The following is a 14,694-nucleotide window of genomic DNA, read 5'->3' as shown; positions in this document are numbered from 1 at the left end:
TCATTCGACTTGTCCCGCTGGATGACCACCAGCGTTCCGCGTGTTGCAGTCATGCCGCTGTGACTGAAGCGCACCACCACGGACCGATCTCACGCGCCCATTCGGATATTCTTTGACTGTGCAGGCCCTCGTCGCTCAAATCCATGCAATCGAAATGGAGTTGAGTGATGATGTCCGCCGTTGCCGGTACAATGTTTATCGCCAGTTTCGGAATTTTATTTGTCCACGCGCTCGACGCGCTCACATCCAGGAGCTAACTCGCCGCACATATAGATATACTGCGCTTTGAAGCTCGAAGCCCGCGCGTCAAAGCGTCAGTATGTCAGGATCAACAGGCGCTGGACAATTGCGCCGAGGCAGATCAACACCACAAGTAGCCTCAGCAGGTTTGCCAGCCGCTTGTCCGGCGCGAAGCGATCAATCGCCCAAAAGCAGATTGCGCCAACGACCACAATGATCAGGATGCCGATCAATACTGAAACCAGGGACATGTCGCGTAAGCCTTCTGCTCAGTCACGGAGCCGCATCCATGACGGTACTGGATCGAGCGGCGTGCGATAAAGCCCTGTCACTTGCCCGTCGGTCACCCGGATCGCGCAATTCTTCCGGGAGAACAACCCGCAATTCATCCGCAAGCTGCTCGGCGCGATCAGAGGCAAAATCGAGATTTTCCAGGATCAGACCGCCCTGGTGTTTACATTCTTCGCCAACGACGAGATCGAAGGAATAATACGGCATAAGTCCCCCGCGGCGTAAGCTTGAAACGAACACTACGCCTGAGTCGACGCTTTTTCAGCTTGGAACCTGAGACCACTGACTTTTGCTATGGCGACTGTTGCATTTGCGCACGCCAGTTTTTCTGCCTGTTGCTGCCCAACGACAGTCTTTGAATTTCAACAAGCCGCGCGAACTCGCGGCGCCGTTGTGAATTGAAGTCGAACACGCGACGGCGGCGATGGAGGCCAAGATGTTTTCTGCACTTGCTGGCAGTGTGTTTGTGTTGGGCAGCAGTGTGTTTGTGTTGGGCATCGGAATGCTGATGGCTTGCGCGATGGACGGACGCTGGTTCAGGGATAAGCCGGTCAGGGTTCGCTCAGCCAGGTCCAGGGCCGGCGACGGAGCGAAGTGATAAAGTGGACCGAGGTCGGCACCTCATTCAGACAAGGTCAACGCAAACGAGGCCGCCTCACTGGCGGCCTTTTCGTCTGCTCTCAGAAAGCGGAGCCAGCCGGAGGGTCGCTTTGCGCTTCATGATCTCCAGCCGGCGGACTTTGCTCAACCGCTGATTTACGCGGCATCATCTCGCTTCAGCCTGTTCCTTGACCGCTGTCGCGACTTCGTCCGCTCCCGTTTCGTAACTCCCTGCCAACCTCTCGATACTGTCAGCCCACATCCTCAGCATGAGAACCTGAAAATTCAGAATGGGCTTGAACGCATTCAAACCAAATTCCGCTGCTGCGCTGATGCCCCTTTGCGGGTCGCTCGCAAAAAGTGTCGCGTATGAACTTATGTCTCCCATCTGCGCTCCTTCCGCCATTCGCTGGTGTGATCGCCCAAGCTAAGCTCGGCTTGTGCATTGTTTTGATGCGATTTGCTCCGCGCCATCACCGTCCCAAAAATAATGAAAGGCTGGCGAGCCGTTTCGTTCCGCGATCTTTCAGACGTAATGCGGTCCCGTGGCGACGGGGCCCTCGCGGCCCTTGGGGAAGAAATTGAACCGGCCCGTCGCCGGCGCTGCGGGACGCGTACGATGATGGCCGGAACGGAAAGCAAGTCGGACATACCTTGCTCATGATGAAGCCCCGGAGCCATCAGGCACCGGGGCTGTTTTGAATCCGTCGCCTTGCAGCTTGCGCTTAGCTGAGTCTCGGCGCGCCGTAGTAGTCATCCACCGACTTCGCGCTGGTCGGATTGGCCCAATCCCATGAGCTGTCGTTTGCGTATTTGGGCGCACCTTTCAGCTGGTTGTCGGTGAGACCGGTGACGTAGCCGCCGAGATTGTTGTCGTATTTCAGGGACTGCCACGGCAACGGATAGTAGTCGTCTCCGATCCCGAGAAATCCGCCAAAGCTCAAAACGGCATAGGACACTTTGCCGCTGATCTTGTCGATCATCACGCGCTGGATCGAACCGATCTTCCTTTGGTCTGCACCGTAGACCGCAGTCCCCTCCACCTTGTCACTGCCGATCAGATTTCCAAACTCACGATCTTCCATGGCCATAAAGCTCTCCATCATTGGATGTTCGAGCCAACGGGCAGCGGCGACCAACGTTCCGGCATGATGCGCGCCGGGAAACTCGGCCTAAGTTACGATCAGCACACAACCACGCTGCTCCTTCAGGTCACGACAATCGATGCGCCGGGAGCTCCGTTCAAATCATTCGCGCTCGCGCTGCCGTGTAAGCCAGTGAAATTCGCAGCTGCAAGAACCAATCGACAACGCCTACACGCTTGCTCCATCAACCGAACATGGCTCGCAGACCGAAGTCAACGAAGTAGGAGAAGCAGCATGCTCTCGCCAACATCGTGGCCCGATGGGTCCTTGTAAGTTGCGTGCTTGGCCCCCCATGACGATGCTGTTCTATGGTTTGGAGGAGGCATTCAATAGAACGCGCGACAGGGAAGCGGACCTGCGGAACGGCGGAGCTCCCCGTGCGATTTCATATCGCCCCTTGCTGCACTTGACTTACGACCGAGATCGCATTGCGCATGTCCGCTGAGCACATGACCGAGCAACAATTAGCCTCGCGATCGTCTTGGCGGTAGGAACCTTTCGTAATTGGCGGTGACGACGAAGCGCGACCACCTGACCAAGGGCGAAACCATCACGGCCACTACCAAAGAAACGGCGGTTCCGACACTGGCCGATGCTCGCATCCACATTGACCGCTTCCAAGCCATGATCCGAAACACGGACGCGACGGAGTTGCCCACGACGAAGTCCGCGGTACATGCCGCCATCACGCAACCTTGGTCCAACGGCCAAATGGTGGCTCAGATCACAAAGCTCAAACTTGTCAAACGGCAGATGTATGGGCGCGCCAAGCTCGAGAGGCTGATTGGCGCGCCATAAAACCACACACGATCATCGAATTTGCGTCAGAGCCAACGTTGGGCGCCGAGCTACAGCCCTGCGCACTGAAAGCGGCCCCCCGGCTGCTGAACGAACAGCTGGAAAGCCGCGTCGGACCAGATAGCGCGGCGCTCTCGAGATCAGTGATTGTTTCCCCGACCGCCGTTCGAACCAGATGTCGCAGCACCATTCAGGCCTGAACTTGTTCCGCCGCTCGTGCCGCCAGCTCCCATACCTGTAGTGCCAGTCGCGCCTCCTCTTCCGCTTGGCGAAGACATGCCAGAGGAACTGCCGCCGAGTGTGCTGCCGGCGGCGCCGCCGGAAGAGCTTCCACCCCCGGCAGCTCCCGCCGCACCCCCGCCGCCCGCTCCACCACCTGCGCCGCCGCCACCACCACCACCACCCTGGGCGACTGCCGCGCTACTTGATAGCGCAAGCGCGAACGCGAACATGATCGTAGTCACCTTCATGGCCTTCTCCTTATCAGCTGTAAGACGAAGGATAAGAGGCGGAGCGAGAGGACGTTCCTCCGATAAGCGACGCAGCAAGCGATCTACTACGCAGCAAAGATCGTGACCTCCCGACGGAGGGGGGCGTTTTCCACCGGAAGGTAGTCACGGGAGCAGAAACTGATCCATTCAAGGATCAAGACAGACAGTGCTGGATTTTATTTGTGCCGAATCGCAGCGCCTCGACCACAACGGCTGCATTTCTTTCACGGGCGATTGAGGTGGTGGCGGCGTCATTGCCGCGCCACACCGCGGACCTTCATTATTACAAAAGACGGTACGATTACGACCTTACGCAAATTTAAAAGGTCGGACCTGCCCGGGGATTTCGATGGGGAAATGGAACCCGCGACGGCCGGCGGCGGCGATCGCTAGAGCAAGCCTGGTCTCTTCGTCACTGAGTGAGTTGAGCAGCGAAACTTCGGCACGGATGTCCATTCAGACTATCCCCGCGAAGTCGCATAACAGTGCACCCTGGGCCGGAAAATAAAAAAAGACGAAAGGAAACATTCGGTTGCCCCAAAGCGTCCGACATTCACAACATCAACCAACGTCGATCAAGGCAATGTCGAACGCATTGGAGGCTATCGCAGTCAAGGCTACCGGATCATGAGTATTGCTTACCCCAGGCTGTCGAGTGGGTTGTGAAGAGCTAATTCGAACCTGTGCTTGCGCGCCTCGACGACTGTTTTTGCCATTCCAGACTCCGCGCAGAGCATGAATTCCGCAGCCGACGACGCCTAGCGCAGCCCGGTAGACTTCGAGTCCTCCTTCTGGTTGCGCAAATCTTGTCGTTCGACCCATTTCGCGACCGGAAGCCGCCAACCGCGTCTGATCGCCATGACGCGAAGCAGGAAGCATGAAATCAGCGCGATGGCCGTCACGGCGGCGACAGGTAGCTGCAGCATATGGCCGATCACCACGATGGCCGCCGCAGCCAGAGCCGCGACTGCGTAGAGGTCGGCGCGCAGCACGGTCGGTATCTCGGCGAGGAGCACGTCACGCACCATGCCGCCGCCGATCCCGGTGACCATGCCGAGTACCGTCGCCATCACCGGATTAAGTCCAAACGACAGCGCCTTCGACGAACCTGCGACGGCGAAAAGCGCAAGTCCCGCCGCGTCGAAAACCAGCACCGCGTGCGACATCCGCACGATGAGGGGCGAGAAGTAGAAGGTAACGAGACCGGCGAGAAGCGATACGCCGAGATAGCGCCAGTCGCCGACCGCTCCGGGAGGCACCGCGCCGATCAGGAGGTCGCGGGTGATGCCTCCCGAATTCCCCGCTGCGAAGGACAAGACCATGACCCCGAACAGGTCCAGCCCCCCCTTGGTCCCCGCCAGCCCCCCGCTAAGCGCGAAGACGAAAGTCCCGGTCAGGTCGAGCACGATAGGTAGCTTGTCCATGACGCAGCTTTCTTCACTTTCCTTATGCCGGCAGCCAGGCGCGGGCCGCGACCACCAGCGCTTCGACGCCAGTCTGCAGTGTCGGATGGAGGACGGGCGCGAATTTGGGGCTATGGTTCACCGGGAGTTCGTTAATCTTGTTCGCCTGCTTGGCCTTCGCGTAAACTTCCGGATCGGTACCGCCGACGAACCAGAAGACCGAAGGCACGTGCCATTCGGACCCGAACGATCCGAAGTCCTCGCTGGCGGGGGCCGGTCCCGTCGCCCGAACGCGCTCGGCGCCGAAGTGTCCCCGGAATGCGTCCACCACCCGGCTGGTGGCTTCCTGGTTGTTCACGTTCAGGGGGTATCGGTCGATGGTCGTGATCTCCGGCGGCCGCGGCGCACCCGAAGCGGCCGCTTCGGCATTGGCGATCCGCTCGATTGCAGCCAGCATCCGTGCACGCACGCCGGCGTCGAAGGTCCGGACGTTGAGCTTGATGATGGCCTCGTCCGGAATGACGTTTTCCTTGGTGCCCGCCTGCAGGACGCCCACGGTCAGCACGGCAGCGTCGGCGGCGGCCAGTTCGCGCGATACGATGGTCTGCAGCCGCAGCACGGTCGAGGCGGCCATCACGACGGGATCGATGCTGGCCTGGGGCATCGAGCCGTGCGCGCCTCGCCCGAACAGCCGTATCTGCAAGCTGTCCGCCGCGGATGTAATCGCGCCGGCGCGCCCGGCGACCGTGCCAGAAGGGCCGACCATGACATGCTGGCCCAGGATCACGTCCGGTTTCGGAAAGCGTTTGAACAGACCGTCGTCGATCATGGCTTGCGCACCTTCGCCCGTTTCCTCCGCCGGCTGAAAGACCGCCATGAGCGTACCGCGCCAAGAAGTCTTGGCTTCCGCCATCAGCTTGGTGGCGCCTGCGAGCCAGGTGACGTGCATGTCGTGGCCGCACATGTGCGAGACGGGCACCGTCTTGCCCTCCTTATCCCTCGCCGTCACCTTGCTGGCATACGGGAGGCCGGTCGCTTCCTGGATCGGCAGCGCGTCCATGTCAGCTCGCAGCATAACGGTCGGCCCCTCGCCGTTCCGGAGCAGACCGACAACGCCGGTTTTCCCGACCGCGGTCGTGACCTCGTAGCCTGCGGAACGAAGCCGGTCGGCCGCCAAGTCCGCCGTCCGGATCTCCTGCATAGATAGCTCGGGGTGCGAATGGACATCCTTGTAGAGCTCGACAAGTTCGGGAAGGACGGCATCGAGATTGCGCAATGCCGGGTCGGAAGAGCTCGCTTTATCAGTGCTCATCGACGTCTCCATCGCAGGGACGACGAAACTGTTCGCCTCTTTTGTTGAGGGCGCAAGTAATTTCAAGGTGTGAACAGGCCCAATGCGGGGCATCGAGCCGTGCGCGCCCCGTGATTTAAACGGGGCGCTTGCCCATGATTTTTCATTGTCGCTTTTGGGACTCGAAAGGAGACCGTCATGTCCCGCAAGACCAGGGTCCTTTGGTCGACTCAGCCGGGTCGGCAGCGCCTAATTCGCTCAGAACCGCTGGCCAAGCCAGGCGCCGTCCAACTTTCCGCCGCCGGGAATCGCTTGAAATCGCAGTCAGTAGTCGCGCCCCGCTTGACAGGTATCCTCGTTCGAGATTAGCTAACTAACTGGTTAGTCAATAGAGGTAAAGATGGACGGGATTGGCCGTGTTCGAATTGCCGTCGACATCGGCGGTACGTTTACTGACATCGCGCTGTTGACCGATACGGGCCTGATCCATCAGAGCAAGATTTCCTCGACGCCCGCCGATCCCAGCATGGCGGTGGTCGAAGGGGTCGCGCAACTCCTCGCCGAACTTTCGATCGATCCGGCTGTGGTGGCCGAGGTCCTGCATGGCACGACGGTCGGCTCCAACACCATCCTGCAACGAAAGGGTGCGCGCACGGGTCTAATCACGACGCATGGCTTTCGCGACGTGCTGGAAATCGGGCGCATCCGGATGCCCGACATGTTCGATCTCACCTGGGACAAGCCGGCGCCTTTGGTGCCGCGGCGCCATCGGTTCGAGGTGAACGAACGCATGGCGGCCGACGGTTCGGTCGTCGAGCCCTTGTCGGAAGCGACTGTCATCGCCGCCGGCGAAGCACTCGCCGCGCAAGACATTGAGGCGGTCGCGGTCGTTTTCATCAACGCCTATCGTAATCCCGCCCATGAGCTCGAAGCGGCAGCGATCCTGCGCGCACACTTTCCGAAGCTTCTGGTCACGACCTCCTGTGCCGTGCTGCCGGAGATGAAGGAATATGAGCGCACGAGCACCACGGTGGTGAATGCCTATCTGCTCGCGACCATGCGTGCGTACCTGCAACGCCTGCAGGAAGGCTTGCTCGGCGTCGGCATCAAAGCACCGATTCTCGTGATGACCTCAAACGGCGGCATGCTTGCGGCCGACGTGACCTGCGAAAAGCCGGTCATGGTGGTGGCCTCGGGCCCGGCCGGCGGCGTTGTTGGCGCGGCGCGTCTCGGCCTTGCCCGAGACGACCGCGATGTCATCGTATTCGACATGGGCGGCACCACGGCCAAGGCCGTCATCATCGAGGATGGCCGGCCGACGATGACGTCGGAATATGAATTTCGCGATGGCATCTCGACATCGAGCCGCTTCGTCAAAGCCGGCGGATACATGCTGAAAGTGCCCGCGATCGACATAGCCGAAGTCGGCGCGGGCGGAGGGTCGCTGGCGGCGATCGATCGCGGTGGATTGCTCGTGGTCGGCCCTGAATCAGCGGGCGCAATGCCGGGGCCTGCCTGCTACGGCCTCGGCAACGATCGGCCGACCGTAACCGACGCTAACGTTATGCTCGGATTTATCAATCCGAATTCGCTCGCCGGCGGCAAGCTTGCGATCGACCGTTCGCGCAGCGAGGCTGCAATCCGCAACCATGTCGGCGGCCCGCTCGATCTGCCGTCCGCCGATGCCGCGCATGGCATCCGCGCGGTCGCCAATGCCGCCATGGCGCGCGCCGTTCGCGCCGTCACCATCGAACGCGGCCGCGATCCGCGCGATCTCACTTTGATGGCATTCGGCGGCAATGGCGGCGTGCATGCCCCAGACCTTGCGCGTCAACTCGGTATTCCGCGCGTCGTGGTGCCTCCGATGTCGGGTGTGTTCAGCGCGCTCGGTATGTTGGCTTCCGACGTCGAGCACACTGGTCTAGCGACCGTGGGCCGGCGGATCGACGTCATGACGGCCGACGATCTCCGTGTCATCAAAGACAAACTGCAGGCCCAGATCGCTGCGCAGCTCGCCCGCGACGGTTATGGCGCCGAGCGCACGGCTTTCTTGTGGGAAGCGGACCTGCGCCACGAAGGGCAGGCAACCGAACTCACCGTCCCCTTTGAAGGCGAGGATTTTGCGAAAATCCGCGAGCGGTTCGTCGCCGAATATCTCAAGACCTATGGCTACCAGGACCATACGCCGATCGAGCTGATGAAGGTTCGCGTCGCGGGAAGAGGTTTGCGCGACAACCGGCTCGATTTCCGCGGCATGAAGATTGCGCCGCGCCGTGGCGCTCCCGGAGCGGGGACGCGGCAGATTTCGTTTGCCCGCGGCGAGCCAGCCCGCACAGTGGATGTTGTCGCCCGCTCGGCGATCAACAGCAAGCCGCGATCGGGCCCGCTGATCATCGAAGAATTCGACGCCACCATCGTCGTGCCGCCAGACGCGCGCGTGCACAAGGATGCGATCGGCTGTATCGTGCTGGAGTTTGCGCCATGAAGGTCGATCCGATCACCTTTGCCGTCATCAAGAGCGGCCTCGATTCGATCGCCGACGACATGGCGTATACCGTCGTGCGCATCGCGCGATCGGAAATCGTCAAGGACGTGATGGATTTCTCCGCGGCGTTGTGCGCCGGCGATGGCCACATGGTCGCTCAGGCCAAAACCATCGCGCAACATCTCGGTGCTATCCCTGAAGCGATGGCGTCTGTGATGGACAAGTTCGAGGGCAACCTTCACGAAGGCGACGTCGTCATCATGAACGATCCTTATCACGGCGGCATGCATCTGCCCGACATCTTCATGTTCGTGCCGATCTTCCATGGTGGCGCGCGGCGCGCGTTCGCGGTGGTGATCTGCCATCATACCGACGTCGGCGGCCGGGTACCGGGGTCGAATGCCTCGGACTCCACCGAGATCTACCAAGAGGGCTTGCGCATTCCGCCCCTGAAGCTGTACGACCGCGGCGTGCTCGACAAGACACTGGAGGCGCTGATCAGGATCAACGTACGTGTGCCGGACCGCGTCTGGGGCGATCTATCGGCGCAGTTCGCCGCTGCCCAGGTCGGCAAGCGCGGCCTAGAGAAGCTGATCCAACGTTACGGCGCCGACGAGGTCGATGCGTACATGCAAGAGCTGCTCGACTACGCGGAGCGGATGACCCGCGCGGAGATCAAGCACTGGCCCAAGGGTACCTATCGCTTCGTCGATCATATCGACGATGACGGTTTCTCGGATCAGCCGATCCCCATCAAGGTCGCGATCACGGTCAATGACGACGGCACGCTTTTCGTTGATTACACCGGCTCCTCGCCGCAGGTCCGCGGTGCACTTAATTCGACGCTGAGCTTCACTCATTCGCTGACGTACCTCAGCGTGCGCTGCGTGCTCGCCAAGGATCTGCCCAACAATGTTGGGCTATTTCGCTGCATCAAGGTGAAGGCGCCGGAAGCTTCCGTGCTCAATCCTGTGATGCCGGGACCATGCGCGGCGCGGGCGCTGACGGGCTATCGCGTGTTCGACACCATGCTCGGCGCGCTCGCGCAGATCGTGCCGGATCGGGTGCCCGCGGCCGGCGAGGGCGGCAACAGTGTGATCTGCATCAGTGGCTTGCGACCGAACCGGCAGCCTTTCATCATCGTCGACATGATCTGCGGCGCCTGGGGCGGGCGTCCGGACAAGGACGGCGTCGAAGCCATAACAAATGCATCGCAAAATCTCTCCAACATGCCGGTCGAAGTGATGGAGGCCGAGCATCCGGTGCGGATCGAGGACTATTCCTTCGTACAAGATAGTTGCGGCGCCGGCCGCCATCGCGGCGGCGTTGGAATCCGGCGGAGCTATCGGATTCTCGCGGACGAGGCGCTGTTGCAGATGCGCACCGACCGCGTGCGGTTTGCGCCTTATGGTCTTGCCGGCGGCGCACCCGGCGCCCAGTCGCGCAATTTTATGGAAGTCGGCAACGAGCGCACCGCGTTGCCCGGCAAGATCACGACGCGGATCGGCAAGGATACGTTGATCATCCATGAACAGGCGGGCGCAGGCGGCTTCGGCGATCCGTTGGAGCGTGACCCGAGCCAGGTCGTCGAAGACGTGCTCGACGGCAAGATCACCGCGGCTTACGCCAGCGAACGGCACGGCGTCGTGCTGGATTCCTCCCGCGAGCTCGACGTGGCGGCGACGGCGCGGCTTCGAGCCTCGCGTTCCGGTATTTCCGAGGGCGCGCGTCATGGTGGCTGAGTTGGCCGAGGCCGGCGCGCGCAAGGCAACGCGCCACAAGGCGACGCGCAATCCCGAAGCGAGCCGATCCCGGATCCTCAACGCGGCACGCAACGAATTCGTCTCTCATGGCCTGAGCGGTGCCCGCGTCGATCGCATCGCCAGCCACTCCGCCGTTAACAAGAACCTGATTTATCACTATTTCGGCTCCAAGGAGGCGCTCTATCTCGCGGTGCTCGAAGGCATCTACGCTGGCTTGCGCGAACAGCAGCACGACGAAGATCTACGCGAACTGCCGCCCGTCGAGGGCATCAGACGGCTGGTGGAGAGCACCTTCGATCACTTCGTGGCGACGCCCGAGCTGATACGGCTGATGAGCGTCGAGAACATTCATTTTGGCGAGTATTTGAAGCGCTCGCGGTCGATCAAGCCGCTCTATAGCGGATTGTTGGATACTATCGAGATCCTGCTCAGGCGCGGCCAGGCCGAGGGCATCTTCCGTTCCGACGTCGATGCGGTCGATCTTTACCTGTCGATTTCGGGCCTCGCCTATTTCTTCCTCTCTAATCAGCACACGCTCTCGTGGCTGCTCGAGCGGGACCTGGCGTCGCGCAGGCGCGTCAACAAGCGCCGTCAGCATATCGTGGACGTCGTGCTAGGCTATCTGCTTGGATCGCCGCTCGCGGGTGCGAAGGGTTGAGGAGATGGACTCGATCAAACCGGGGACGAAGACATGAGACGATGGCTACTGAAGACGCTGCTCCTAGTCGCCTGTGCCGGCTTGCCGGCAGGCGGCGCATCGGCCGCCGATAGACTTTCAGTCCGGCTGGACTTCTCTCCATGGGGCGTGCAGGCGGCGATGCATCTCGCCCAGTACAAAGGCTGGTTCAAGCACGCCGGCCTTGACGTTGACATCCAAGATGGCCGCGGCTCGGGCAACACGATCCAGCTCGTCAACGCCGGTCAGGCTGATGTCGGACAGGTGCAGGTCGGGCTGGTCGGCTCCGCGCGTGCCAAGGGCGCGACCATCAAGTCGATTGCCACCTTCCAGCGCAAGACCGATCTGTGCGTTCTCGTGGACAAGGATTCTCCGGTCAGCAAGGTCGCCGACCTTCGCGGCAAGACGGTGGTCGTGTTTGCGGCCAGCCCGTGGGCGCCGTTCATCGATGACTACCTGAAATCCGGCGGGCTGACGCGAAACGATCTCAAGGTCGACGTGGTGGACCCGGCCGCGCTGTGGGGCACCTATATCGCCAAGCGCGCCGACGGATTGATGTCGACGGTCGGCTCCGCGCTACCAATCGCCGACCAGTCGCGGCCGTCGAAATGCCTACTCGCTTCCGACGCCAACATCGCTTTCCCGAGCTATGGTCTGGTGGCGCGCGAAGATACCATTGCTTCCAAGGGCCAGGCTTTGCACAAGTTGATCCAGGTCGAGCAGCGCGCGTGGCAGGTGCTGCGCGAAAATCCCGAAGAGGGTGTGAGGGCGATGATCGCCGAACGGCCGGATGCGCGGCTCGATCCAAAGATCCTGCTCGGCCAGATCAAGCTAACACTCGACTATTTCGACACGCCGGCGAGCAAGGGCAAGCCAATTGGCTGGCAGGCGAAAGAGGATTGGGAGGCCGCGCTCAAATCGATGCAGGCGGCCGGCGTCGTCAATGCGGGCTGGAACGTCTCGGACTACTATACGAATGCGCTCGTCGAATGAAATCGCGGTCGCCGCGGCAAATGCGGCCGGCGCCTATGTCTCGCTCAGCCAGGTTGGCAAGACCTATGCGTCGGCGCGCGGTCCCATTCCGGCGCTCGTCGACATCAATCTCGATATAAAGCCGCATGAGTTCGTCAGCGTCGTCGGGCCGTCGGGCTGCGGCAAGAGTACGCTTCTGAAGCTGGTTGCCGGGCTGGAAGGCGTCAGCGCCGGTTCGGTGCAAATCGCCGGCCGCCCGCTGAACGGGCCGCCCGATGGGCTCGGCGTGGTGTTTCAGCGCGACGTACTGCTGGACTGGCGAACCATCCTCGACAACGTGCTGCTGTCGATTGAATTTACGCGCAAGCCGAGCGCAGCCGAACGCGCCCGTGCCATGGGGCTCCTCAAGCGCTTTGGGCTGGCCGGTTTCGAGGACCGTTTCCCGTTCGAGCTCTCCGGCGGGATGCGCCAGCGCGCCTCCATCTGCCGGGCGCTCCTGGCCGATCCCGAATTGCTGCTTATGGACGAGCCGTTCGGAGCGCTCGATGCGATGACGAGGGACGATCTCAACGTCGAACTCGCGCAAATCTGGCAGGACACGCGGAAAACGCTTCTGTTCATTACCCATTCGATCGTGGAAGCCGTGTTCCTTTCCGACCGCGTGGTGATGATGAGCAAGACGCCGGGAAAGATCGTCGACACCATCACGGTCGATCTGCCGCGGCCGCGCCGGCTTGCGGTCCGCGACAGCGCCGAATTCGCAACCTTTGTGCAACGCATCCGGCATCATTTCGCCGAGCTTGGGATTCTCAAGGAATGATGGCGTTCCTCAAAAGGCTAATTGGCGGTGAAAGCGAGACCCGGGACGTCTTCGTAGTGATCGCCGCCGCTCTGTTGCTATGGGAGATCGGCGTGTGGATATTTCATCCCTCGCCGCTGATCTTGCCGGCGCCGTCGGTCATTGTGGTTGAATTCTTCAAGGCGCCGGGCCTCTATCTGCGCCATCTGGCCTTTACGTTGCTCATGACGTTGATCGGCTTCGGACTCTCCGTCGTGCTCGGCGTTGCGCTGTCGGTCGGCATCATCTACTCGCGGTTTCTTGAGCGAACCGCTTACACGCTGCTGGTCGTGCTGAATTCGATCCCCAAAGTGGCGCTCGCGCCGCTGTTTGTGATCTGGATGGGTACCGGTCCGGAACCGAAAGTTGCCATCGCCTTGATGCTGGCAATCTTTCCGATCGTCATCGATTCCGTGCTAGGCCTGCGCTCGGTCGACCCCGATATGCTCAATCTCGCGCGCGTCTCCAAGGCCTCTCCCTGGGCGGTGCTGACCAAGATCCGTTTTCCCTGCGCACTTCCGAGCCTGTTTGCCGGAATGAAGGTTGGAATCTCCCTCGCTCTAGTCGGCGCGATCGTGGGCGAATTCGTCGCAGGCAACTACGGAATCGGTTTCCAGATTCTGGTGGCGCAGGGGCAATTTGACACGGTTCGAGTATTCGTTTCGCTGCTGCTACTCGGGATCGTCGGCGCAGTGCTATTTTTCCTCGTGAACTATGCCGAGCGTTTACTTCTGCCATGGCATGTCTCGCAGCGTGCTCGCAGCGATCGGTCGGGTTCCTGAAGAGCTAGATTGGAGTTGTCGTAATCCAAGCAATCGCGGTGTCCTGCAGGGCCAGTCGGCGTTGCGCCTGGATTAGCCGTGATTTGCCCGATGTCACACAAGAGCGGCTTGGGAAATTTCAACGACATACAAATCAGCTCGTACGTTCACGCGTGAGTTGGCTGGGTTGGGAAGCATAGCTGGTAGGGATCGGTTTTGCGTCCTCGCGCGCCAGGCGCGCGTTAATTCCAACGGCGAGATTCGGAAACTAGAAGTATCGAATGCTCTTCGCGAGGCTAAATGGGGTGCTGACAAGTGGGGCACAGGTCTGGTGCAGCCGAGGTATGGAGAAATCGTGATTGGATCAGAAAAGATCGTCTTGCGTGATTTCTGAAATCAGCCCGCGCCGGACACAAGGCATCAAAGCGATGCCGCAAAGCGTAAGCTGATGAGGACCTGATAGACGGCCAGCGCGACTTCCATCTGTCGCTTTTGCATGTGGTGCGCGAGATTGACGCCGAAGCGGACGGTCAGCAGGCTGAGCGGCGTCAGGAGCGCAAATCCGATCAACGAAACATATCCAACGGACAGCGGCGGCAGGCCGGGATGGTCCCAACCAGAAACGACGTAGCCGAATGCGCCGGGGATCGATACGAACAGCCCGACGCCCGAAGCCGTCGCGATCGCGGCATGAATTGGGAACCGGTAAAGGCTGAGGGCAACGTTTGCGACCAGTCCACCGCCGATGCCCATCAATGCCGCCGAGGAGCCGATCAGCAGACCATAGGCTGTCATGGTTGACGCGCCAGGCAGACCGGTGCCGAGAGCAGCGTTCTTTGTGGCCTCGCCCCGACGGTTCAGTCACTCGCCGCCGCGCGCGTGCTGCTCGGTTTTTGGGGCGAGCACCGAGTTGATCTGCCCGTGAATAGCCTCTGCGTCT

14 protein-coding genes are annotated in these 14,694 nt (G+C 61.0%); 7 read left to right on the top strand and 7 right to left on the bottom strand.

The window, feature by feature from the left end; all coding sequences use genetic code 11:
* Window positions 1-314: 314 nt before the first annotated feature.
* The 3 genes from NEZ08_RS13630 to NEZ08_RS13620 form a co-directional block, all read right to left on the bottom strand.
* On the bottom strand, window positions 315-491 hold the full coding sequence (locus tag NEZ08_RS13630; RefSeq protein ID WP_298107546.1) for a hypothetical protein: 177 nt from the start codon (window positions 489-491) through the stop codon (window positions 315-317).
* A 22-nt stretch (window positions 492-513) separates the two neighbouring features.
* Window positions 514-738 carry a hypothetical protein gene (locus tag NEZ08_RS13625; protein WP_298107544.1) on the bottom strand — a complete coding sequence of 75 codons (225 nt, stop codon included), beginning with the start codon at window positions 736-738 and terminating at the stop codon, window positions 514-516.
* A 1,118-nt stretch (window positions 739-1,856) separates the two neighbouring features.
* Window positions 1,857-2,222: a PRC-barrel domain-containing protein gene (locus NEZ08_RS13620; protein ID WP_298107543.1), complete on the bottom strand. Its 366-nt coding sequence runs from the start codon at window positions 2,220-2,222 to the stop codon at window positions 1,857-1,859.
* Window positions 2,223-2,780: 558 nt separating this feature from the next.
* Between NEZ08_RS13620 and NEZ08_RS13615 the strand changes: the two genes are divergently transcribed.
* Complete coding sequence (locus tag NEZ08_RS13615) at window positions 2,781-3,074, top strand: hypothetical protein (protein ID WP_298107551.1); 294 nt, start codon at window positions 2,781-2,783, stop codon at window positions 3,072-3,074.
* Between the two features lie 800 nt (window positions 3,075-3,874).
* On the opposite strand, the gene NEZ08_RS13610 is transcribed toward NEZ08_RS13615, so the two are convergent.
* The 3 genes from NEZ08_RS13610 to NEZ08_RS13600 all read right to left on the bottom strand — a co-directional run bounded on the left by NEZ08_RS13610 (window position 3,875) and on the right by NEZ08_RS13600 (window position 6,280).
* The gene (locus tag NEZ08_RS13610) at window positions 3,875-4,021 is read right to left on the bottom strand and encodes a hypothetical protein (RefSeq protein ID WP_298107541.1); all 147 of its coding nucleotides are present in this window, start codon (window positions 4,019-4,021) and stop codon (window positions 3,875-3,877) included.
* A gap of 302 nt (window positions 4,022-4,323) precedes the next feature.
* Window positions 4,324-4,989, bottom strand: a complete 666-nt coding sequence (locus NEZ08_RS13605) for a trimeric intracellular cation channel family protein (RefSeq protein ID WP_298107540.1) — start codon at window positions 4,987-4,989, stop codon at window positions 4,324-4,326.
* A 22-nt stretch (window positions 4,990-5,011) separates the two neighbouring features.
* Window positions 5,012-6,280, bottom strand: coding sequence for a M20 family metallopeptidase (locus tag NEZ08_RS13600; protein WP_298107539.1), 1,269 nt, complete (start codon window positions 6,278-6,280; stop codon window positions 5,012-5,014).
* Window positions 6,281-6,659: 379 nt separating this feature from the next.
* Between NEZ08_RS13600 and NEZ08_RS13595 the strand changes: the two genes are divergently transcribed.
* The 6 genes from NEZ08_RS13595 to NEZ08_RS13570 are packed head-to-tail and all read left to right on the top strand — an operon-like array spanning window position 6,660 to window position 13,775.
* Window positions 6,660-8,744 (top strand): hydantoinase/oxoprolinase family protein, encoded by a 2,085-nt coding sequence (locus tag NEZ08_RS13595; protein WP_298107538.1) that lies wholly within the window; start codon window positions 6,660-6,662, stop codon window positions 8,742-8,744.
* Window positions 8,741-10,486 (top strand): hydantoinase B/oxoprolinase family protein, encoded by a 1,746-nt coding sequence (locus NEZ08_RS13590; RefSeq protein WP_298107537.1) that lies wholly within the window; start codon window positions 8,741-8,743, stop codon window positions 10,484-10,486. Before NEZ08_RS13595 ends, NEZ08_RS13590 begins: the two co-directional genes overlap by 4 nt.
* Window positions 10,476-11,165, top strand: coding sequence for a TetR/AcrR family transcriptional regulator (locus tag NEZ08_RS13585; protein WP_298107535.1), 690 nt, complete (start codon window positions 10,476-10,478; stop codon window positions 11,163-11,165). Before NEZ08_RS13590 ends, NEZ08_RS13585 begins: the two co-directional genes overlap by 11 nt.
* Before the next feature lie 33 nt (window positions 11,166-11,198).
* A complete protein-coding gene (locus tag NEZ08_RS13580; RefSeq protein ID WP_298107533.1) occupies window positions 11,199-12,176 on the top strand; it encodes an ABC transporter substrate-binding protein in 978 nt (325 codons plus the stop codon).
* Window positions 12,160-12,975: an ABC transporter ATP-binding protein gene (locus NEZ08_RS13575; protein WP_298107531.1), complete on the top strand. Its 816-nt coding sequence runs from the start codon at window positions 12,160-12,162 to the stop codon at window positions 12,973-12,975. The genes NEZ08_RS13580 and NEZ08_RS13575 overlap by 17 nt, the downstream gene beginning before the upstream one ends.
* Window positions 12,972-13,775: an ABC transporter permease gene (locus NEZ08_RS13570; RefSeq protein WP_298107529.1), complete on the top strand. Its 804-nt coding sequence runs from the start codon at window positions 12,972-12,974 to the stop codon at window positions 13,773-13,775. Before NEZ08_RS13575 ends, NEZ08_RS13570 begins: the two co-directional genes overlap by 4 nt.
* Before the next feature lie 399 nt (window positions 13,776-14,174).
* On the opposite strand, the gene NEZ08_RS13565 is transcribed toward NEZ08_RS13570, so the two are convergent.
* Window positions 14,175-14,567, bottom strand: coding sequence for a TSUP family transporter (locus NEZ08_RS13565; protein WP_298107550.1), 393 nt, complete (start codon window positions 14,565-14,567; stop codon window positions 14,175-14,177).
* Window positions 14,568-14,694: the final 127 nt, after the last annotated feature.

Source organism: Bradyrhizobium sp. (assembly GCF_027451485.1).
In the GTDB taxonomy this organism is placed as follows: domain Bacteria; phylum Pseudomonadota; class Alphaproteobacteria; order Rhizobiales; family Xanthobacteraceae; genus Bradyrhizobium.
Note: the sequence above shows the minus strand (reverse complement) of the source record. Positions and strands in the feature narration are given on the sequence as shown.

What these genes read in the sequence shown, in the direction of transcription:
- NEZ08_RS13605 (WP_298107540.1), bottom strand. Translation starts at nt 4,989, where the DNA reads ATGGACAAGCTACCTATCGTGCTCGACCTGACCGGGACTTTCGTCTTC.
- NEZ08_RS13590 (WP_298107537.1), top strand. Translation starts at nt 8,741, where the DNA reads ATGAAGGTCGATCCGATCACCTTTGCCGTCATCAAGAGCGGCCTCGAT.
- NEZ08_RS13625 (WP_298107544.1), bottom strand. Translation starts at nt 738, where the DNA reads ATGCCGTATTATTCCTTCGATCTCGTCGTTGGCGAAGAATGTAAACAC.
- NEZ08_RS13570 (WP_298107529.1), top strand. Translation starts at nt 12,972, where the DNA reads ATGATGGCGTTCCTCAAAAGGCTAATTGGCGGTGAAAGCGAGACCCGG.
- NEZ08_RS13600 (WP_298107539.1), bottom strand. Translation starts at nt 6,280, where the DNA reads ATGAGCACTGATAAAGCGAGCTCTTCCGACCCGGCATTGCGCAATCTC.
- NEZ08_RS13585 (WP_298107535.1), top strand. Translation starts at nt 10,476, where the DNA reads ATGGTGGCTGAGTTGGCCGAGGCCGGCGCGCGCAAGGCAACGCGCCAC.
- NEZ08_RS13610 (WP_298107541.1), bottom strand. Translation starts at nt 4,021, where the DNA reads ATGGACATCCGTGCCGAAGTTTCGCTGCTCAACTCACTCAGTGACGAA.
- NEZ08_RS13580 (WP_298107533.1), top strand. Translation starts at nt 11,199, where the DNA reads ATGAGACGATGGCTACTGAAGACGCTGCTCCTAGTCGCCTGTGCCGGC.
- NEZ08_RS13575 (WP_298107531.1), top strand. Translation starts at nt 12,160, where the DNA reads ATGCGCTCGTCGAATGAAATCGCGGTCGCCGCGGCAAATGCGGCCGGC.
- NEZ08_RS13595 (WP_298107538.1), top strand. Translation starts at nt 6,660, where the DNA reads ATGGACGGGATTGGCCGTGTTCGAATTGCCGTCGACATCGGCGGTACG.
- NEZ08_RS13630 (WP_298107546.1), bottom strand. Translation starts at nt 491, where the DNA reads ATGTCCCTGGTTTCAGTATTGATCGGCATCCTGATCATTGTGGTCGTT.
- NEZ08_RS13620 (WP_298107543.1), bottom strand. Translation starts at nt 2,222, where the DNA reads ATGGCCATGGAAGATCGTGAGTTTGGAAATCTGATCGGCAGTGACAAG.